This is a genomic window from Pandoraea pnomenusa, from assembly GCF_000767615.3.
Lineage (GTDB): Bacteria > Pseudomonadota > Gammaproteobacteria > Burkholderiales > Burkholderiaceae > Pandoraea > Pandoraea pnomenusa.
In genome coordinates this window covers 2,607,703-2,629,409 of sequence record NZ_CP009553.3, presented here as the reverse complement: position 1 = coordinate 2,629,409, position 21,707 = coordinate 2,607,703, and the positions used below count along the sequence as shown (strand labels likewise).

Below are 21,707 nucleotides of genomic sequence, written 5' to 3'. Positions count from 1 at the left end.
AACCGGCCTCCAGCGCCACGATAGCCTGCGCCGAGGGCTTGCGCAAAGATTTTCTTTGCCCCCCGGGTAACCGGCCCGCCCCGCGCGACGCTTCACATCACCCGGGCACGCCGCACTTCCGACAGATAGATCACGATCAGCGAGACCCAGACAATGCCGTACATCAGCATGAAGCAGCTCGACCGGATCTTGAGAATGTCGAGCAGCGCACCGAACAGAATCGGCAACAGGAACCCGCCCAGCCCGCCCGCCAGGCCGACGATGCCGGTTACCACGCCAAGGTTCTCGGGAAACTCGTCGGCGACGTACTTGAACGTGGAGGCCATGCCGAATGCGAACACGGCGCCGAGAACGAACGCGAGCAGCACGAATGCCACGACCGTCACACTGATGTGGAAAGTCTGCGGTCCATCGATCGTATAAATAACGAAGTCGGTCTTCGGGTAGGACAGCAGGAACAGGCAGATCCACGCGACCCACAAACACCACCAGGTCACGGCGTGCGCCCCGAACTTGTCCGCAAGCACGCCGCCCACCGCGCGCAACACCGATCCGGGCAGCGAGAAGCCCGCCGCCACGGCGGCGGCCATCACCACGGTCATGCCGTATTCGGCCTTCAGGTACTGCGGAATCCACAGCGAAAGCGCGGTGAAGCCGCCGAAGGTGATCGAGTAGTACTGACACAGCCGCCAGACACGCACGTTCCCCAACACCTTGAACGATGCCAGAATCGAGCCCCCCTTCTTCCCTGCGCCAGGGTCGGGGGCGGACGCCAGCCAGAAGATCACCGCGGTCACGATCAGCGCGAGCGCGTAGATGCGCGGCACCATGCGCCAGCCGTAAGCCGCCTGCAGACTCGGCGTGATGAACAGATTGACGGCGGCGCCCACGGTACCGGCACCGAAGAAGCCCATCGCGAAGCCGCGCCGGGCCGGGGGGAAGAACCGGGCGACATAGGGCGTGCCCACCGCGAACGACGCCCCGACACACCCCAGGAACAGCCCGATGACGAGGAACTGCCACAATTGCGTGGCGTAGCTCACGATGAATACCGGAATCGCACATGCGACGAGCAATACGGTCATCACGATGCGGCCGCCGAAGCGATCGGTCCAGATGCCGAGCGGCAGACGCATCACGGCGCCCGTGAGCACGGGGGTCGCCGTGAGCAGGCCGAACTCCGTGCTGTTGAGCCCGAGGTCCTCGCGCAGTTGGATGCCCAACACCCCGAACATCATCCAGACCACGAAGCACACGAGAAACGCCAGCGTGCTGGCGAACAGTACCGAATAGGCGCGCGCCCCCGGCGCAGGCGAGCCCTCGGTGAGCGTGGGTGCAGCGGCAACGCGTGCAGTGTCCATGCCGTCTCCTTTATTGGACCAGCGGCCCATCGGCCGGCGCGAACGTCACACCTTCGAGCGCCGCCTGCGAGGCCAGCAGCAGCACGTACTGTCGCGTCGCGCGCAGGCGCACCTGCTCCGTGAGCATCGTGGCGATGTCGTCCTGCACCGCCTCGAACGGAATCCGTGTGCCGGGCACCCGGTGATCGATGCGCACCAGATGAAATCCGAAGCGCGTTTTGATGAGGCGCGGCAGTACGCCAGTCTCGTCCGTGCCGAAGATGCCTTGCGCGAACTCGGGCACGACGCTGTCGCGTTCGAGCTGTCCGAGGCTGCCGCCAACCTGTCCCGATGGACAGTTCGACCGTTCGCGCGCCATGGCCTCGAACCGATCGGGCGCCTTCAGTATGTCGTTCAGGGTCTCTTCCGCCTTGGCACGTATCAGCGCGAGCGGCGCACGTCCCGTCACGCCGAACAGGATGTGGCTGGCGTGGACGAGTTCGCCGCTCGTGAAGCGCTCCGGGTGTTGTTCGTAATAGCGGCGCGATTCCTCGACGCTCGCCACTGGCGTCACGACGTCCCTGGCGAAGACCGCATCGGCCATGGCCTCGGGCCGCCCGGGGTCGAACGTCAGGTCCAGCTCGAGTGCGCGTTGGCGAAGCAGTTCGCGAATGGCCAGCGCGTAGCGAGCGGTCTGCTCGACACCGGATGGCGAATCTTCGCCCACGGCCGGAGACGCATCGGCCAGCTCGGCGATGGCCTCGTCGATGGCCTGCGGAAGTATCTCGACGCCGTTCACGCGCAGCGGCGCGCGGGCATCTGTCGTCACAGTTTGCATGGTCAGCGTTCCTGGTGTGATGACCTGTCGCGCACGGCGCGCTCAGCGCTTGCGCACCAATTGATACGGGCGAATGAGATACACGACCGACGCCAGGCCGCTCCAGATATGGACCATGCGCGTGAACGGCGACACGAGGAAGATCGTGAAGCCCAGCGCGATGTGCACGCGATACGTCAGCGGCACGCCTTCGAGCAGCGCGGCAACGCCTGGCTGGAACGTGACGATGCCCTTCACGTAGTCGGTCAGTTGCTCGAACATGGCGCCGTCCATGTGCCGCATCGAGAGCAGTACCGTGCCCAGCCCGAGGGCGAGCTGGAACCAGAGCATGAATACGATCACGATGTCCCAGGCGCGGCTGGTGGCGCGCACGCGCGGGGTGCCGATGCGCCGGACGATGAGAATCGTCAGACCGATGATCGCCACAACGCCCGCCGCCCCGCCGCCGACCATTGCCAGCAACTGGTGCTGCGAAGCGGAAAGGAACGGCGAAACCAGCCAGTGCGGCGCGAGGAAACCGACGAAGTGTCCGGCCACGACCACCAGAATGCCCCAGTGGAACATGTTGCTGCCCAGACGCAGCATGCCGTGCTTGAGCAACTGCGACGAGTCGCTCTTCCACGAGTACTGCTCGCGGTCGAAGCGAATCAGGCTGCCCACGAGCAACACCGTCAGACAGATGTACGGATAGATGCCGAACACGAACTGATGAAAGAAAGCTTGCATGGTCACACTCCTTGCTTTCCGGACTCAGCGCCCGGGACGGCGCGCGTGGAACTGGATCGGTTCGCCCACCGTGCTGCCCTGGGCGCCGGGATGCCCCGCGCCCATGAAGCGCACCGGGGCGTCCTGATAGGTGGCGTCGATGGCCTCGTAGTCCTTCGCCTCGGGAATCAGTGCGGCATCGTCCACGTGGGCGGAAGTCGCCTGCGTCTGGCGCTGTGCCGCCGCCCCCGCAAGGCACAGCAGCGCCCGCGTGAGCCCCGCGTATGGCGAGCCCCGCTTCGCAAGCCCGGCGTCGATCGCCTGCAACAAATGCTCGATGTCCTTCAGGCGCGCCACGCCTTCGGATGCCGGCAACACCGAGACGTACTCGAGAAACGCCGGCAGATAGTCGGGCAGCTCACCGGGCGCAAGATAGATGCCGCTGCGCTCGTACGTCTGCATGAGGTCCACCATCGCCTGCCCACGGTCGCGCGACTCGCCGTAGACGTGCTCGAACAGGTAGAGCGATGTCACACGGCCCCGGTCGAACTGCGCAACGTAGTTCTCCTGGAGCGTGAGCAGGTCGCGCTCGCGCCAATAGGCGAAAAAGACCGCCAGCTCCCGGCGTGCGGGGCCATCGATGCGCGCTGTGTCGAACAGCGTGCTTTCGATCTCCGCAAGCGCCTCGCTCACCTCTTCGCCCGGGTAATGCAGCAGCGCGCCCAGCAACCGGCACGGCACGCCGGGTGTGATGTCGGATGCGGCCATGTCAAATCTCCTGGATCGGGATGGTCCGCTGGTGCTTCTTGACCGGGTTGAAAAGATTGCCCGTGTCGTGTCCCGGCGAGCACCCGTTGCCGAACGAGAAACCGCACTCCGAGTGCAGCTCGAATGCGTTTTCCGCGTACTCGCGATGTGCCGTCGGAATGACGAACCGATCCTCGTAGTTGGCAATCGCAAGATACCGATACATCGACTCCACCTGCGCCACGCTCAGTCCCGTCTGGCGCAGCACATCGTCGGCCTGAACGCCATCGACGTGGCGTGCGCGCATGAACGCCCGCATGGCGAGCAGGCGCTCGAGCGCAAGCTTGACCGGCGCTTCATCGCCGGCCGTCAGCAGGTTGGCGAGGTATCGCAGCGGAATGCGCAGCGACCCGACGTCGGGCAGCGAGCCGTTCATGCCCAGATCGCCGCTGTTGGCGGCCGCGTTGATCGGCGAGAGCGGCGGGACGTACCAGACCATGGGCAGCGTGCGATATTCCGGATGCAGCGGGAATGCGATGCGCCAGTCGACCGCCATCTTGTACACCGGCGAGGCCTTCGCGCCTTCGATCCACGCTTCCGGCACGCCGTCGAGGCGCGCCTGTGCAATGACGGCCGGATCGTTCGGGTCGAGGAACACCGACAACTGCGCCTCGTAGAGATCCTTCTCGTCGGCAACGCCCGCGGCCTCGCTGATCCGGTCCGCGTCGTAAAGCAGCACGCCGAGATAGCGAATCCGGCCGACGCAGGTCTCCGAACACACGGTCGGTTGCCCGGCCTCGATGCGCGGATAGCAGAAGATGCACTTCTCCGCCTTGCCGCTGTGCCAGTTGTAATAAATCTTCTTGTACGGACAGCCCGAGACGCACATGCGCCAACCGCGGCACTTGTCCTGGTCGACGAGCACGATGCCGTCTTCCTCTCGCTTGTAGATCGAGCCCGATGGGCACGACGCGACGCACGCCGGGTTCAGGCAGTGCTCGCACAGGCGTGGCAAGTACATCATGAAGGTGTTCTCGAACTGCCCGTAGATGTCCTTCTGCACGGCCTCGAAGTTGTAGTCCTGAGAGCGCTTGGCGAACTCGCCGCCGAGAATCTCTTCCCAGTTCGGCCCCCACTCGATCTTCTCCATGCGCTCGCCGGTCACCAGCGAACGCGGGCGGGCAACCGGCATGGCCTTCGCGTCGGAGGCGGTCTGCAGGTGCGCGTAGTCATACGTGAACGGCTCGTAGTAATCGTCGATTTCCGGCAGGTGCGGGTTGGCGAAAATGCTGGCCAGCAACTTCAGCTTGCCTCCCTGCAGCGGTTCGAGCTTGCCGTTGGCCTTGCGCGTCCAGCCACCGCGCCAGCGCTTCTGGTTCTCCCAGTCCTTGGGATAGCCGATGCCCGGTTTGGTCTCCACGTTGTTGAACCACGCGTACTCCATGCCTTCGCGGCTCGTCCACACGTTCTTGCATGTGATCGAACAGGTATGACAACCGATGCACTTGTCCAGATTCAGCACCATCGCAATCTGTGCGCGCACTTTCATTGGCGTTCTCCGGTCGGGGGCACAAGCACCTGGTCGGCGGTATCGTCGAGCCAGTCGATACGACTCATCTTGCGCACTACCAGGAACTCGTCGCGGTTCGAGCCGACGGTGCCGTAGTAGTTGAATCCATACGAAAGCTGGGCGTAGCCGCCGATCATGTGCGTCGGCTTCACGCTGATGCGGGTCACCGAGTTGTGAATCCCGCCACGCGTGCCGGTGATTTCCGAGCCGGGGGTGTTCACGATCTTCTCCTGAGCGTGGTACATCATCACCGCCCCGCTCGGGATACGCTGGCTGACCACCGCGCGGGCACACAGCGCGCCGTTCGCGTTGAAACATTCGATCCAGTCGTTGTCGACGATGTCGAGCTCGCGCGCGTCGTCCTCGGACATCCACACGATCGGACCTCCGCGCGACATGGTCAGCATCAACAGATTGTCGGTGTAGGTGCTGTGGATGCCCCACTTCTGGTGCGGCGTGAGGAAGTTGAGCACCTTCTCCCGATTGCCGTTGCTGCGCTGGTTGAGCATGTGCGCGTAGCTGCCGGTATCGATGGGCGGCTTGTAGACACACAGCGACTCGCCGAACGCCCGCATCCACGGATGATCCTGATACAACTGCTGGCGTCCGCTGAGCGTGCGCCAGGGCACCAGCTCGTGCACGTTGACGTAGCCTGCGTTGTACGAGACGTGTTCCGACTCGATCCCGCTCCACGTCGGCGACGAGATGATCTTGCGCGGCTGTGCCTGAATGTCGCGGAACCGGATCTTCTCGTCGGCGCGTGCCTGTGCCAGATGATCGTGCGGCAGGCCGGTCGCCTTGGACAGCGCCTGCCACGCACGTACGGCGACCTCGCCGTTGGTTTCGGGCGCGAGCGTAAGGATGACCTCAGCCGCATCGAGCGCCGAATCGATACGCGGACGCCCCTGCGACACCCCCGGCGCTTCCACCTTGTAGTTGAGTTGTCCCAGCAGGTCGACCTCTTCGTGGGTCTGCCAGTTGATCCCCTTGCCGCCGTTGCCGATCTTGTCCATCAGCGGCCCGAGCGAGGTGAACTTCTTGTACGTGTTCGGATAGTCGCGCTTGACGACCACCACGCCCTGGGCGGTCTTGCCCGGCACCGGTTCGCATTGCCCCGCGCCCCAGTCCTTCACGTCATACGGTTGGGCCAACTCGCCCGGCGCGTCGTGGGCGATCGGCGCGAGCACGACGTCGGTCTCCTCGCCCAGGTGACCTTCGCAAAGTTCCGAGAAGCGCCTGGCGATGCCCTTGAAGATGTCCCAGTCGCTACGCGCCTGCCACGCAGGATCGACGGCGGCCGACAACGGGTGAATGAACGGATGCATATCGGACGTATTCAGATCGTCCTTCTCGTACCACGTGGCGGTCGGCAGCACGATGTCGGAGTACATGCAGGTCGTCGACATCCGGAAGTCCAGCGTCACGAGCAGGTCGAGCTTGCCCTTGGGCGCCTCGTCGCGCCATTTCACTTCCTCGGGGCGCGCACCGTGCTGCTTGCCGATGTCCTCGCCCTGCACGCCGTGTGTGGTGCCCAGCAAATGCTTCAGGAAGTACTCATGCCCCTTGCCCGATGAGCCCAGCAGGTTCGAGCGCCATACGAACAGGTTGCGAGGAAAGTTGTCGGGATGATCGGGATCGGTACACGACATGCGCAGCGACCCGTCCTTCAGCGCGTTGGCCACATGCTGAGCGGCGTTCGCCGGGTCGGGGAGCGAGCGGCCCACGTCGAGCGGATTGGTCTGCAACTGCGGCGCCGTGGGCAGCCACCCCATGCGCTCGGCGCGCACGTTGTAGTCGATGGGCCGGCCGTGGAACGGCGTCTTGTCGGCCAGCGGCGAGAGCAGCCCGGACGGGTCGCTGTTGTCATAGCGCCACTGATCCGTATGGGCGTAAAAGTACGATGTCGCGTTCATCTGGCGCGGCGGGCGGTGCCAGTCCAGACCGAATGCGAGCGGCGTCCAGCCGGTTTGCGGACGCAGCTTCTCCTGCCCCACGTAATGCGACCAGCCCCCGCCCGACTTGCCGATGCATCCGCACATCACCAGCATGTTGATGATGGCGCGGTACGACATGTCCATGTGGAACCAATGGTTGATCCCGGCGCCGATGATGACCATCGACTTGCCCTGCGTCTTGTGCGCATTCTCGGCGAACTGGCGGGCGACCGAAATCACGTCCTCGCGCTTCACACCGGTAATCGCTTCCTGCCACGCCGGCGTATACGGCACATCGTCGTCGTAGGTGTGCGCAATGTGCTCGCCGCCCAGCCCCTGGTCGAGCCCATAGTTGGCGATGAACAAATCGTAGACGGTGGCGACGAGCACCTCCCCGTCATTCGTCTTCACGCGACGCACGCCCACATTGCGACGCTGTGTCGATGCATGCGCCGTGCAGGTAAAGTGCGCGTGCGGTTGATTGCCGAAGTACGGAAACAGCACGGGCACGACCTCATCGTGGCCCTCGACCAGCGACAGCCTGGGCTTGATGGCCTGGCCGTCCGGGCCCTCCTCGCGCAGGTTCCACTTGCCCTGGTTCGGCGCGTCGCCCTGCGACCAGCGATAGCCGATCGACCCGACCGGCGCCACGAAATCGCCGCTCAGGTCGTCGATCACGACTGTCTTCCAGTCGGCGTTGTGTGGCTGGCCCAGCGCGCCGTCGAAGTCAGCCGCGCGCAACTGGCGCTCGGGCACGTAGCCGTCGCCATGCGGCACCATGCGCACCAGGCACGGCATGTCGGTGAAGCGACGGCAGTAGTCGATGAAGTAATCGCTCTTGCCGGCCAGGTGGAACTCGTTGAGGATCACGTGTCCCATCGCAAGCGCCAGCGCGGCGTCGGTGCCCTGCTTCGGATGCAGCCACAGGTCGCCGAACTTCGCCCCTTCCGCATAGTCCGGGAATATCGACACGATCTTCGTGCCCTTGTAGCGCACCTCCGTCATGAAGTGCGCGTCAGGCGTGCGCGTTTGCGGCACGTTCGAGCCCCACATCACGATGAATGTCGAGTTGTACCAGTCGGCCGACTCGGGCACGTCCGTCTGCTCGCCCCAGGTTTGCGGCGAGGCCGGCGGCAAATCGCAATACCAGTCGTAAAAGCTCAGGCACACGCCACCGATGAGCGAGAGATAGCGTGCCCCGGCGGCGTAGGACACCATCGACATGGCGGGAATCGGCGAAAAGCCGGTGACGCGGTCGGGGCCGTAACGCTTGACCGTGTAGACGTTCGCCGCCGCCACGATCTCGTTGACCTCGTCCCAGGAAGCGCGCACGAATCCGCCCAGGCCGCGACGCGCCTGATACGCGCGGCGTGCGGTGTCGTCCTGGACGATCGATGCCCACGCGTCGACCGGCGCGAGCGACTTGCGCGCTTCGCGCCAGCGCGACACGAGCGCACTGCGCACGAGCGGGTATTTGAGCCGGTTGGCACTGTAGAGGTACCACGAGTACGACGCGCCGCGCGAGCAGCCACGCGGCTCGTGGTTCGGCATGTCGGGACGGGTGCGGGGATAGTCGGTCTGCTGAGTTTCCCAGGTGACGATGCCCCCTTTGACATACACCTTCCAGGAGCAGGACCCGGTGCAATTCACGCCGTGCGTGGAGCGCACGATCTTGTCGAATTGCCAACGTTGACGATAAGCGTCTTCCCAGCGTCGGTCTTCGTCTGTCGTGGCACCGTGCCCCTCGGAGAACTGCGGCCGCGACGAAGTGAAAAAACGAAGGCGGTCAACGAAGTGACTCATGGCGTTTCCCTGGCTTTAGGCCGGTACACGCGGGCACCGGCGGGCGAGCGAAAGCAGGAACGCCAACGTTTCCAATGTTTCGGGGGGCGGTTCCCGCTGACTTTTTTGGTAACGACTGCGCAGTCGGGTCTTCGAGTACGGAGCGATTATTGCCTTTCGCCAATGTCATGTAAAGCGCGTCCAACCGAAGGTTTGCGCTTGCTCAACAAGTGTCGATATTTCACGTACTGCTACGTATGCAAAGCCCCGCCCCGCCTGGCTTTCGGAGGTATTGCGACATGGCGTGCGAGCCTCGTCACGCCCATGGGCACCTGCCGCACCGTCTTCAATTTCGCACCGCTATATCCGCACAATCACAACGCATTCGTGTGCAACTCACGACGATGCCTATTGCGCACGATGCATTGGATCGATACGAGCGTTGAATTGAAGGCGTCGGTATTTTTCTGACGTGAAATTTCGCGTTTGCGGACATCGCCACACGCGGCAACGGGTTACGGTGCTATGTGCGGCGCGACAACACATCGTCGCGGGGACCGGCGTCCACGACGCGCCCGCTCTCCATCACCACGATGATGTCGAAGCGCGACAGAAGGCTCGGCCGGTGTACCGAGGCCACGATACATGCGCTCGGAAACGCCTCATACATGCGCTCGAACACACGGGCCTCAGCGGCGGGATCGAGGGCACTCGTCGGCTCGTCGAGCAACAGCAGCGAACTGCCTTGCGCCGCCAGCGCGCCGCGCGCGAGCGCGAGCCGCTGCCGCTGTCCGCCGGAGAGGTTGCCGCCGCGCTCGTTGAGTGCGCTCGCGAGGCCGTCCGGCAAGCCGGCGAGCACCTCGTCGAAAGCACCGGCGTGCACGGCGTCGTGCAGTGACTTCGCATCGGCCGCCTCGCCGAACGTGAGGTTTTCTTCAACGCTCGCCTCGAACACTTCCGCCTCCTGCGGAATCAGGGTGGCCAGCGCGCGCAACGCCGCGAAGTCGATCGCCTTGCCGTCGCGCATCAGCGTGCCGTGCTGGGGGAGATACAGGCCCGCCAGCGTGCGCAGCAAAGTGCTCTTTCCACCGCCGCTGGGGCCGATAAGGGCGACGCGTGCACCGCGGCGCAACGTCAGGTCGACGCCATGCAGTCCGCCACGCGCGTCGTCGCTGTATCGCCACGTCACGCCGCGCAGCGACAGCGTGTCCCATGGCGAGTCCGGCGTGATGGCGGACACCGCGGCGTCCGGATCGCCCGGCGCATCCCAGATCGGTTCGGCGCTGCCGTAGTCGGTATGCATGCGCGCGAAACTCTGGAAGTTCGACGCCATTGCCCCGACGACCGTGGCGGCCTGTTGCGCGTACTGATAGATCATGAACACGGTGCCGAGCATGACTGCCTGCCCCGGCTCACGCGATTGCAGCACGTAGACGATCACGAGAATCCAGGTCAGCCCCATGCCGAGGATGTCGACGGCGAACCACTTGCCCTCGTTGACCGTGACGGTACGCCGCAGCGGCGCCATGACCGCCTCCATGCGGCGCCCAAGCACCCTGCGCGATGCCGCCTGCAGACGCAGGCCAATCACGGTACCCGCATTTCCGACGAAGTCGAGCAGCGCGGCGGCATATCGCCGCTCGGCATCGTTCTCCGCACGGGCGAGTTGCATCAGCACGCGGTCGAATCGAAGAATGATGACGGCGATGACGACATAGCCGGTCACCGCAATCGCACCGCTCGTGCGCGAGAGCAAAGCCAGCGCGATCAGCGGCCCGACGAAGTTGAATGCGCTTTGCAGATAGCCGAACTGGTTCTGCGCGAAGTCGGACAGCGCGCGGCTCGCCTGCACCACACGATGCTGAAGCTCGCCGGAGTGGCGGCCGTCACGCCATGCCAGCGGTGCGGCGGCGATGCGCGCATACAGTTGATCCGCGAGCCGCACACGCACACGTACGCCCACGTTGCGCTCGAGAATCCGCCCGGGGCCATGCAACAGCCACGACAGCAGATAGATGCCGACGAGATAGCCGATCCAACGACCCGCCGTCGACATGTTGCCCTGCTGAAGCGCATTGATGGCCTGCGCCGCGAGCCACGGCATCGTAAGCCGCAACACCTGGGCGAGCGACAGCAGGCCGGCGGCGCCCAGCAAGTGACTTCGTACGCCCCGCGCATGGCGCCACAACGCGCGGTAAAGGTCGCGCGCGGCACTGCCGAGCCCGATGGCTCGCCCGCGCGCGGCGGATTCGGACACCGTCATGCGCTCATCGCTCCTGAGAATGTCTTGCGGTTCTGTTGCCCCACATGCGCACCGGCGCGCGGCAACCGGGCGCTCGGGCTTCGCGCGCACGATCCTTCAAGGGGATCGGCGCGGGAGGGACCAATATAGGGGAAAACGGATCAGGTGTCCTGCCCGGGAACCGCGGCAAACGCGTGTGAGCCGGCATGCCGGCAAGGCTTCACGCCCACGTCACTGCACAAGGGCTATGCTTACGGAATTTCGTCTTCCGCCGAATACGCGTTGGTCACCTTGAAATCGAATATCGAAACCGTTGCCGGCGATCCGGCTGCCAGGACGCGCCACGCCTGGGAGGTCTTGCGCGTCTTCATCACGCTCGGCCTGACGAGCTTTGGCGGGCCGGTCGCGCACATCGGCTACTTCCGCCGTGAATTCGTGGAACGACGCCGCTGGCTGGACGATGCCGCCTTTGGCGACCTGGTCGGTTTGTGCCAGTTCCTGCCGGGGCCGGCGAGCAGCCAGGTCGGCTTCTCCATCGGGTTGCTGCGCGCGGGCTGGCTGGGTGGCCTCGCGGCGTGGTGTGGATTCACGCTGCCATCGGTATTGCTGCTGCTCGCGTTCGCGATCGTGGCGCCGCATCTCGGCGGGCCCATCGGCAACGGCGTGTTGCATGGACTCAAACTCGTCGCCGTGGCCGTCGTGGCACAAGCGGTCTGGGATATGGCGCGACGCCTCTGCCCCGACACGCGCCGGGCGGGCATCGCCCTGGCCGCCCTCGTCGTGCTCGCCCTGACGACAACGGTCTACGCGCAACTAATGGTCATCGGCCTCGGGGCGTTGCTGGGGCTCTGGTTGCTACGCTCGCGCGAGCTGACCGCGCCACTGCCATTGCCCGCCACGATCGAATTTCGCATCTCGCGAGCAAGCGGCGCTGGCGCGCTCCTGCTTTTCTGCGCCCTGCTGGCCGGGCTGCCGGCCCTGCAACAGTTCGTGGGCGGGCGCATGCTCGCGATCTTCGACGGGTTTTACCGTTCCGGGGCGCTGGTGTTCGGGGCGGGCATGTCGTGTTGCCGCTGCTCCAGGCGCAGACGGTGACCACGGGATGGGTGTCGCCGAACGACTTTCTCGCGGGTTACGGTGCGGCGCAGGCCGTTCCCGGGCCACTATTCACGTTTGCCGCCTATCTCGGCTGGCTCTCGGGCGGCCCCGCGCATTCCGTGCTGGGTGCCACGCTCGCGACGATGGCGATCTTCCTGCCCGGGCTGTTGCTCGTCGTTGCCGCGCTGCCGCATTGGCAGGCATTGCGGCAGCGCGCGTCGACGGCCGCGATGCTCGCGGGCGTGAATGCCGCCGTGGTCGGGATTCTGGCTTCGGCGTTGTACTCGCCCGTATGGACGAGCGCCGTGCATGGCGCCGCCGATTTCGCCGTGGCGGCGGTCGCGTTCGCGCTGCTGGTCCGGTGGAAAGCCCCGCCGCTCGCCGTGGTGGCGATGTGCGCGCTGGCGGGCGCGACGGGGCTTGCCTGACGGGCCAGCTTGCCCGTCGTGGACTGCCGAACGCTTGCCGGATCGCGGCGGCGCCCTTGCCGCCGCCGCGCCCGGTCATTGCGCGTAAGCCCCTCGCTCGATGTGCAGGCGCTCGACGGACGTGGCCGCCCGGTTCACGTCATCGGCGTCGTGCCACAGGGGCTTGCGCCCGAACGTCGTGTACATCTCCACCTGATCGGCGTAGTGGGGGGAGCGTGTGCCGTCCGGCGCGACGAAGCCACTTTGTCCCGGCGCCACCACGTCGTACGCCAGCACGTCGCTCCGGGTCACGGCGCCCTTCCCGGGCTTGCCCTGGCTCCCTGGCTTCCCCCCGGTCGGACCGAACACGATCAAATCATTCTCGGTGCCGCGATTCATGTAGACGGGCGTGCGCACGGCTTCGTCGGCATTGGCCTGCGGCACACCGAAGAAGTTGTTGGCGCGGAACGTGAGCGGCACGGTCGGCGCGCGCCAGGCCGACATGTCGGGCCCGAGCTTCGCCCTGAGCGCGGCGACCGTGTCGTCGAGCGCCGCCAGCACCACGTCGTCACGACGTTGGCCGCCGAAGATGTCGAACGTCTGCGGCACGCCGGCGTGCTCGCCGAGCAGCGCTTCGTAAAGCACCTTGCTACCGTTGCCGATGTTGAGCGATCCGGTCGGCCCGTCTTGCGGCGCGGCGTAACCGCTCGCGAGGAACCACTTGTCATAAGGCGCGGGCACCACCTGTCCGAGCGTGCGCCTGAGCATGGCGCTCAGCCAGGCATCCATGATGGCCGGGCCAGCCGTATCGTAGTGGCCCTTGTGTTTCGGATCGAGGCTCAGGCCATTCCATTCGGACAGTTGCAAGGCGAGCTGGCGTCGCGCATCGCTCGCCGGCAGCCCTGCGGTGGCGCGTTCGATGAACGGCAGGAAGTGGCGCCGATTGACATCGACCGAGCTCGTATCTTTCAGGATCTGCCACATGTCGTCGACGCCGAGCTTGTCGTGCGCCTCGACGCGCGAGTCGATCTCGACCACGCGATCGGCCCCGCCCCAGACGAAGGCGAACAGATCGCTCGCCGGGTAGCCCTTCTGCGGCGAATTGTTCCAGTTGGCGATCCAGCCCTGTTTGGGGTTGTAGACCTTGGGATTCGTCGAGAACGGCAACAATCCCTTCCAGTCCCACTCGCCCGTGCCCGGCACTGGCAAACGCGGATCGTGCCCCGGCCGGCGAGCCGGATAGGCGCCAGTGTGAACGTAACCGATGTTGCCCGCCACGTCGGCGTAGTACCAGTTGATCGTCAGGGCATGACGCGCCGCCTGCGCAGTCCAGGACTTCCAGTCGTGCGCCTGCGCCTGATGCGTCCAGGCAAGCAGCGACTGAACCTCCAGGCCGTCCCAGGCGCGCGCCTTGGCGTAGGCCACCGGGCGCCTGGCGTCGCGCTGCATGACGATGCCGTGTACCGTGCGAAAGACCTCCTGCACCACGGGTGCCCCACCCTTCACGCGAATGATCTCCACGCGCTTTTCCATGTCGTGCCATCGACCGTTGTGGAAATAGCGGTTGGGATTGGCCGGATCGAGTTTTTCCGCATAGATGTCGATGTCGTCGCCGAAGCCCGCCGTCGAGCCCCACGAGATCTTGCCGTTATGGCCGAACAGGATGCAGGGGTATCCGAACGGCGTGTTGCCGACAAGATCGAAGCCCGCGCCGTGCAGGCCGATGCCATAGGTGTACGCGGGGGCGAACCATCCGAACTGCGGGCCGTTGAGCATGATGGCGCGCGCGTCGCGCGCCTTCGCCTTGCCGACGATCCACATGTTGCTCGTGGTCGGAAAGCCTGCCAGACCTGGCTGCCCGGCGTCGGCAAATTGCGCCAGCATGGTTGCGGCATTGGTCTGCGCGTCCTGATGCAGCAAGGCGCCGTCGCTGCCGCGCGCCAGACGCGCGAACATCGGCGCCGGACCATCATAGCGGGCAAGCGGCTGCATGGGCGCGCCGCTTTCCGGGCCGACCTTCACCGGATACACGCCCTCGGATGCCGGCACCGTAGAGGGGGAATCGGGATTGCTGATCCACTTCAGTTCGTTGAACAGGGCCATGCCCTTCTCGGCGCCGTACTTGTCCTTGAGCGCGGTGACCAGCGCGAGATTGTCGATCTCGCTCGTCGCGTCCGAAAAACGATTGGCCATGGTGCCGACGAAAACCATCGCCACGTCGAACGCGTCCCAGTTCGGCGGCTGGAACCCGTAATCGTTGAATTGTTTGGGCATGCGCTTGTCGGGTTGCGCGCGAATCTGTGCGATCCACGCGTTCATCCCCGCGGCATAGCCATCGAGAATGTCGCGCTCGCGTTGCGGCAGGTCGGCCAGTTGGCGGCGAATGGACGCCGGCCAGTAATTTCCGCGAATCGACTTGTCGAAATCGACGAACTTCTCGCCGAGCACTTCGGCCACGGTGCCCTGCGTGCTGCGTCGCGCCATTTCCATCTGGAACAGGCGGTCCTGCGCGATCGCGTAACCGTAACCGTAAAACAGCGCGTAGGTCGTCGATGCGTAGATGTGGGGTACGCCAAACTCGTCGCGCTTGATCGTCACCTCCACGCGACCGGGCGTCTTTTGCGTCGCTGGCGACGACGCCGTCGTGCCGGCGGCACCTCCCCCGGTTGCTGCCATGCCCGTCACCGGCATGACCAGCGTCACGCTCACCAGCGAGGCAGCCACGCCCGCCAGAACCCGCTTGTTCATGGTAGGCATGCCGGTCGAATTCACCGCGTCGGGCCAACGAGAAATCAAAGTCATCAACGTCTCCGTAATTGTTATCGAGGGAAGCGCTGACAGCCTAACATGACAAAACCGACCGGTCGGTTAATTAATTCGACAGACGTTGATATGTTCGCTAAGGTGGTTCGCGGTTGACCTGTCCCCCAGGGCCGGCCTGACGATGGCGTCAACCTGGCTCACACCATGAGGTCATCGATGAAGACACCCTCTCGGCCATTGACAGCGTCCGAAGCCGCACGGAGGTTGGGCGTCTCCACCAAGGCGCTCCGACTATACGAGCAGCATCGTCTCGTCACGCCCGGACGGACACCGGCCGGCTATCGCATCTACGGGGTCGACGCGATGGCACGTGCGTCCGAGGTTGTCGCCTTGCGCGCGCTTGGACTGAGTCTCGCCGACGCGGCGCGTGTGCTTGGCGGCGATCCGCAGACACTCGCATGCGCGCTCTCGGCACATGAAAACGCGCTGGATCGGGACATTCGGGAGCGACTCCAGCGGCTCGAACGCGTGCGCACCCTGCGCGCCGGACTTGCGGTGGGCAAGATGCCGGCCGCCGGCGAATTGGGGCATCTCATCGAGCGAGCCGCGCCGAGCGTGGCATTTGCGTTACCGTGGCCGTGGGGCGGCGAATGGTTCGAAATGCAGGACATTCGAGCGCTGAACTACCTGATCGGATCGCTTGGCAGTGGCAAGACCCGGCTCGCGATACACCTTGCACAGGCATTGCCGAACGGCATCTTTCTCGGGCTCGACCGCCTGAGCGAATGCCGCGCCACCCTCCTTGGCGCACTGTCGCAGGACACCGCCTGGCAGGACAGGGTCGATCGCGCGATGGCGTGGCTCCGCGACGAAGGCGCCCACGCGTCAGACGCATTGACCGTGCTTCTCGCCTCGCTCACGGCCGAGCGCAACGGAGCGCTGGTCATCGACATGATCGAGCAGAACCTGACGCAAGCGACTCAGGAAGCGTTGATCCGCTACTTGCGCCAACAAGCCCGCGCGACGCGCGCCCATCCCCTGTTCATCATGACGCGCTCGTCCGCCATTCTGGATCTGACGGCCGTCGGGCCGCACGAAGCCATCTTGCTGTGTCCGGCCAATCACAGCGTGCCGGTGCGTGTCGCGCCGTATCCGGGGGCACCGGGATTCGAAGCGGTGGCAACGTGTCTGGCATCGCCCGACGTGCGCGAGCGGGTGGCCGTTGCGCCACCGTCGTCCCTCACGCCACGACGCGGCGACTCGAGCGAGCCCCTGCGGGCTGACACGGCATAGTGCGCATCAGGCGGCGTCGTTGTCGCACCCGGACACCGGCGGCGAACCGGCTTCGGTGCGCGATCGCGCCTGCGTGATGTTGCTGTACGGCGGCACGTCCTGCGTCAGCCAGACGTTACCGCCAATGACCGACCCCTGACCGATGGTGACGCGCCCGAGAATCGTCGCGCCTGCGTAGATGACGACGTTGTCCTCGACGATCGGGTGGCGCGGCAGCCCCTTGCGCGGGTTGCCCTCGTCGTCGGCCGGAAAGCGCTTGGCGCCCAGCGTGACGGCCTGATACACCCGAACCCGCTGTCCGAGGATGGCCGTCTCGCCAATCACGACACCCGTGCCGTGATCGATGAAGAAGCCCGCACCGATCCGGGCGCCGGGATGAATGTCGATGCCGGTGTCGGAGTGCGCCTGCTCGGCGATGATGCGGGCGAGCAGCGGCAGTTCGAGCCGGTAAAGCTCGTGCGCGATCCGGTGGTGAATCATCGCGTGAATGCCGGGGTAGCAGATCAGCACTTCGTCCACGCTGCCGGCGGCCGGGTCGCCTTGATAGGCGGCCAGCACGTCGGCGTCGAGCAATTCCCGAATTTCCGGGAGTTTGGCGGCGAATTGCTGGATCGCCGAATGCGTGCGCGCTTCGATCAGGTCGCTGGTGATGGCGGTGTCGTGACGCGACTTGTAGCGCCATTCGAGACGCGCCTGCTCGGCCAGGCCGTTCAGCGCGCTGGTGAGTGTGTGGCCGACGTAATAGTTTTCGCCCTGCTGATGCAGATCCAGCGGCCCGAGGCGCATGGGAAACAGCACGCCCTTGAGTTGCACGACGATGCCGGCAAGGCGCTCGCGCGAAGGCAGGTCGCGCCCCCCCGATTCCAGCAGGCGCCGCTGGCCGTCGCGCCAACGCAAACGCGCCGAATGCAGGGAAGTCACGATATCGTCGATGTCGAACGCAGCCACTGAACGAACTCCTGAAAAGCGAATGCCCGGATAACGACGTCGTGACCGGACATGGCGAACTAAGGGGGGACGCAAATCGCGTCGTTGCCAGAAGGATAGCGGGTTTCCAAGCCAACAGTCGCGACGTGGTTATCGGGCGCGACCCGACGCCGGCGGGTCCGACGCCATGCCGGTGGCGACGTGGCGCTCTGCCGGCCGGAGCGCAATCCCGGTCCAGTGTCCGTCGGCCTGGAGTTCGCGGATCAGGTCGGCGATGCATTGACGCACGGCCAGTGTGGCGGACCCCACGGGAAGTGAGTTCGACCAGCACACGCTGGCCGGGCGTTGCAACGGCGGCGAGACGATTCGCCGGGACGGCGGGCGCAACGCCGGATCTCGCGACGCAAGCGCCGACGCCGGCAGGATCGAGCAGGCATCGCCCGAACGCGCGATGTCGATGAGCGTCGGCAACGAGTCGATGTCAGCCACGATGTTCAACTCCACGTCGGCCTGTGCGAAGCTTCGTTCGATGAGCAGGCGAAGACCGTTCGTGCCGCTCGGCGCCACGATCGGCACGTTGGCCAGCGCGGACAACGCACATGGGCGCTGCGGGTCGCCCTCGTAGATCGCCGGGCAAACGCGATGCCCGCCGAGCACATACAGCGCTTCGTCGAACAACGGCATCACCGAAATGCCGCGCGTCTCCGAGTCGCGAAACAGCATGGCCAGATCGAGACGTCCGTTCGCGAGCAATTCGCCGATGTAACCGCTCATGCTCTCGAAAATCTGGAGCCGGATACCCGGATACTGTTCGCGTACCCGCGTGAACAACGGCACCGCCAGAATCGCGGCAATCGTCGTGGGGAATCCCACGGCCACCGGCCCCGATTCGCTGCCACCGCCTTCACGCACTTCCTGGCGAATCTGCTCCATCTGACGCATCACCACGCGCGCATGTCGATACAACGCCTTGCCCGCCTCGGTCGGTGTGACGCCCTGGGCACTGCGCAAAAGCAATTGCGTCTGCAGCTCCTCCTCCAGCCCGCGCAGTTGCGCACTCAACGACGGCTGCGCGATGTGCAGGCGATCCGCGGCCTTCGATACGCTTCCACTGTCGACGATCGCGACAAAATTTCGAAGCTGCCTCACGTCCATGACGACCCGCGCCGCCGATTGGCGACGCGCTCCAGTTTCGGAAAGCCATAGCGTACCCCTATATCGCCACCGGCAAAACTCGGGCATTTCGCGGATCGATCCGCCCACATGGGCGATTCCCGCCTATCGGGAATCGAATCCGCCCAGAAGCGATAGTTTCACCCTATACCCACATCCAAAATCCATATTTCCTCCCCCGACGGGTGCGGGCCTATAGTCGCGTCATCAAATCAATTCGAATCCCTACACGGAGACAACAGAATGCGAGACGGTCTTTCTGCCACGACCGCGCGCGGCAGCGCGGGCGTTGACGCAAACACGCCCACGTCGCGCGCGCATCACCCGCTGCGCGACGCCTGGTGGCGGCTCATGGACATGCGCGTGGGCATCGTGCCGCTGCCGGTGCATCTGGTGCTGATCGCGGCGATCATCATCACGGTACTCACCACCGGCAAGCTCTCGGCCGAACTCTCGCCCATCATTGCGCTACTCGCCGTGTGCAGCTTTACCTGCATGGAGATCGGCCAGCGCATTCCCGTGTTTCGAAGCATTGGGGGGCCGGTCATCCTGGTGACATTCCTGCCCTCCTACCTCGTCTTCACGCATGCCCTGCCGCCGTCGATGGTCGCCCCCATCGTCAGCTTCTGGAAGCAGAGCAACTTCCTGTACCTGTTCATTCCGGGCATCATCGTCGGCAGTATCCTGAGCATGGACCGCAAGGTCCTGATCGGCGGCTTCCTGCGGATTTTCGTGCCGCTCGCGGTGGGCTCTGTCCTCGCCGGCATTGTGGGCACCGCGGTAGGCACGCTGCTGGGGATGGGGCTCTTCCACACGGTGTTCTTCGTCGTGATTCCGGTGATGTCAGGCGGTCTGGGCGAGGGCGTGATCCCCCTGACCCTCGGCTACTCGGAAGTCATGCACCAAAGCCCCGGCGATCTGCTCGCCCAGGCGCTGCCGGCCGTCATGCTGGGCAACGTGTGCGCCATCGTCTTCTCGGGCGTGCTCAACGCGATCGGCAAACGCTATCCCGCGTTGACCGGCAACGGCCAGCTCATGCGATCGGGCGACGATGACATCGGGGCGCACGACCCGCACCACCCCCATGCGAAGCCCGGCGCACCGGTCGACGCCACCGACATCGCCGCCGCCGGCATGATTGCCGTATGCCTGTACTTCGTCGGCATGCTCGCGCAGAACACGCTCGGCCTGCCCGGCCCGGTGATGATGCTGGTGCTTGCCGTCGCCGCCAAGATCGGCTTCGTCTTCTCGCCGAAGCTCGAAGCTGGCGCGGGCGTCGTCTACAAGTTCTTCGCCACCGCCGTGACCTATCCGCTGTTGTTCGCCATCGGCGTCGTGATCACGCCCTGGCAGAAGGTCGTGGACTCGTTCAACGTGCCCACGCTGGTGACCATCGTCGCGACAGTCGTGACGCTCATGGCAACCGCCTTCGTCGTGGCACGGCGCATGAACATGCACCCGATCGACGCCGCCATCGTCGTGGGCACGCACAGCGGCATGGGCGGCACCGGCGACGTGGCCATTCTCACGGCGGCCAACCGCATGCGGCTGATGCCGTTCGCGCAAATCGCGACCCGCATCGGTGGCGCCATCACGATCACGCTGGCCCTGATCGTCCTGACGAAGATCGTCTGACAAGGACGCATCCCCCTCGTTACCACGCGCGCAATCCGCGCCTACGCAATTCGGAGATTTCTTTCATGAGGCCCTTGGACGGCATCAAGGTCATCGCACTCGAACACGCCATCGCGGCGCCGTTCTGCACCCGCCAGCTGGCCGACCTCGGCGCACGCGTGATCAAGATCGAGCGCCCCGGCGTCGGCGACTTCGCCCGCGCCTACGACACGCGCGTGAACGGCATGTCGTCGCACTTCGTGTGGACCAACCGTTCGAAGGAAAGCCTGACGCTGGACCTGAAGCAGGATGCCGCGCAATCGGTGCTGCACGATCTGCTCGCCGACGCCGACGTGCTCGTGCAGAACCTCGCCCCCGGCGCGGCGGATCGGCTCGGTCTGAGCTACGACGTTCTGTCGGCCCGCTATCCGCAAATCATCGTCTGTGGCATTTCCGGCTACGGGCCGGACGGGCCCTACCGCGACAAAAAGGCCTACGACCTGCTCATCCAGAGCGAGTCGGGCTTCCTGTCCGTGACCGGCTCGCCGGAGGCGTCTGCCAAGGCCGGCTGCTCCATCGCCGACATCGCCGCCGGCATGTATGCCTACACGAACATCCTGTCGGCGCTCATTGCCCGTGGCAAGACCGGCCGGGGCAGCCGCATCGACATCTCCATGCTCGAATGCATGGTCGAGTGGATGGGCTTTCCCCTTTACTATGCAGTGGACGATCAGCCGCCGCCGCCCCGTGCCGGCGCGGCGCATGCCACGATTTTTCCCTATGGTCCGTTCGAAACGGGCGACGGCAAGACCGTCATGCTCGGGCTGCAGAACGAGCGGGAGTGGAAAACATTCTGCGACCGCGTGCTCGAGCGCCCGGCGCTGGCCGATGATCCGCGCTTCTCGTCGAATCCTCGGCGCCTTGAGAACCGCGACGCCCTGCGCGCCATCATTCGCGAGGTCTTCATACAGCTCGACGCCCCTCAACTGGTGAGCCGACTCGACGCCGTGGGTGTTGCGAACGCCAACCTGAACGACATGCACGACGTGTGGCAACACGCACAACTCGATGCGCGCGAGCGCTGGGCCAACGTGCAGACCCCCGAGGGCACGATCAGGGCGCCCATTCCCCCGGGCATGCCTAGCGCCGGCCCGGACTTCGCTCCACGCATGGATCCGATCCCCGCGCTCGGCCAACACACCGACGCCATCCTGGCTGAGCTCGGTCGGACGACTTCACAGATCGAAGCGCTGCGTGCAGCGAAGGCGGTGTAA

General features: G+C 65.2%; 13 protein-coding genes and 1 pseudogene. 4 read left to right on the top strand and 10 right to left on the bottom strand.

Going from position 1 to position 21,707, the window contains the following annotated elements; genetic code table 11:
- Positions 1 to 92: 92 nt before the first annotated feature.
- From LV28_RS35720 to LV28_RS35690, 7 genes are all read right to left on the bottom strand, one after another.
- Positions 93 to 1,361 carry an MFS transporter gene (locus tag LV28_RS35720; protein ID WP_023874381.1) on the bottom strand — a complete coding sequence of 423 codons (1,269 nt, stop codon included), beginning with the start codon at positions 1,359 to 1,361 and terminating at the stop codon, positions 93 to 95.
- Between the two features lie 10 nt (positions 1,362 to 1,371).
- Entirely contained in the window at positions 1,372 to 2,178 is an 807-nt protein-coding gene (locus LV28_RS35715; RefSeq protein ID WP_023595937.1) for a peptidylprolyl isomerase, read from the bottom strand.
- Between the two features lie 42 nt (positions 2,179 to 2,220).
- Positions 2,221 to 2,904, bottom strand: coding sequence for a respiratory nitrate reductase subunit gamma (narI, locus tag LV28_RS35710; protein WP_023595936.1), 684 nt, complete (start codon positions 2,902 to 2,904; stop codon positions 2,221 to 2,223).
- 24 nt (positions 2,905 to 2,928) lie between these two features.
- Positions 2,929 to 3,651, bottom strand: a complete 723-nt coding sequence (gene narJ / locus LV28_RS35705; protein WP_023595935.1) for a nitrate reductase molybdenum cofactor assembly chaperone — start codon at positions 3,649 to 3,651, stop codon at positions 2,929 to 2,931.
- Between the two features lies 1 nt (position 3,652).
- Positions 3,653 to 5,179, bottom strand: coding sequence for a nitrate reductase subunit beta (narH, locus tag LV28_RS35700; RefSeq protein ID WP_023595934.1), 1,527 nt, complete (start codon positions 5,177 to 5,179; stop codon positions 3,653 to 3,655).
- Positions 5,176 to 8,937 (bottom strand): nitrate reductase subunit alpha, encoded by a 3,762-nt coding sequence (locus tag LV28_RS35695; protein WP_038617584.1) that lies wholly within the window; start codon positions 8,935 to 8,937, stop codon positions 5,176 to 5,178. The genes narH and LV28_RS35695 overlap by 4 nt, the downstream gene beginning before the upstream one ends.
- A 502-nt stretch (positions 8,938 to 9,439) precedes the next feature.
- A complete protein-coding gene (locus LV28_RS35690; protein WP_081326870.1) occupies positions 9,440 to 11,179 on the bottom strand; it encodes an ATP-binding cassette domain-containing protein in 1,740 nt (579 codons plus the stop codon).
- A gap of 282 nt (positions 11,180 to 11,461) precedes the next feature.
- Between LV28_RS35690 and chrA the strand changes: the two are divergent.
- A pseudogene (gene chrA, locus LV28_RS35685) lies at positions 11,462 to 12,684 on the top strand (chromate efflux transporter).
- A gap of 75 nt (positions 12,685 to 12,759) precedes the next feature.
- On the opposite strand, the gene LV28_RS35680 reads toward chrA, so the two are convergent.
- Complete coding sequence (locus LV28_RS35680) at positions 12,760 to 15,465, bottom strand: penicillin acylase family protein (RefSeq protein WP_255315162.1); 2,706 nt, start codon at positions 15,463 to 15,465, stop codon at positions 12,760 to 12,762.
- A 177-nt stretch (positions 15,466 to 15,642) separates the two neighbouring features.
- Between LV28_RS35680 and LV28_RS35675 the strand changes: the two genes are divergently transcribed.
- Positions 15,643 to 16,719, top strand: coding sequence for a MerR family transcriptional regulator (locus LV28_RS35675; protein WP_023874386.1), 1,077 nt, complete (start codon positions 15,643 to 15,645; stop codon positions 16,717 to 16,719).
- Between the two features lie 6 nt (positions 16,720 to 16,725).
- Here LV28_RS35675 and epsC read toward each other — a convergent pair whose 3' ends face one another.
- Positions 16,726 to 17,667 (bottom strand): serine O-acetyltransferase EpsC, encoded by a 942-nt coding sequence (epsC, locus tag LV28_RS35670; protein WP_038617590.1) that lies wholly within the window; start codon positions 17,665 to 17,667, stop codon positions 16,726 to 16,728.
- 129 nt (positions 17,668 to 17,796) lie between these two features.
- Positions 17,797 to 18,801 carry a LysR substrate-binding domain-containing protein gene (locus tag LV28_RS35665; protein WP_023595926.1) on the bottom strand — a complete coding sequence of 335 codons (1,005 nt, stop codon included), beginning with the start codon at positions 18,799 to 18,801 and terminating at the stop codon, positions 17,797 to 17,799.
- 261 nt (positions 18,802 to 19,062) lie between these two features.
- Between LV28_RS35665 and LV28_RS35660 the strand changes: the two genes are divergently transcribed.
- Together LV28_RS35660 and LV28_RS35655 are read left to right on the top strand one after the other, a co-directional pair.
- On the top strand, positions 19,063 to 20,454 hold the full coding sequence (locus LV28_RS35660; protein WP_038617593.1) for a 2-hydroxycarboxylate transporter family protein: 1,392 nt from the start codon (positions 19,063 to 19,065) through the stop codon (positions 20,452 to 20,454).
- Between the two features lie 65 nt (positions 20,455 to 20,519).
- A complete protein-coding gene (locus LV28_RS35655) occupies positions 20,520 to 21,707 on the top strand; it encodes a CaiB/BaiF CoA transferase family protein (protein ID WP_038617596.1) in 1,188 nt (395 codons plus the stop codon).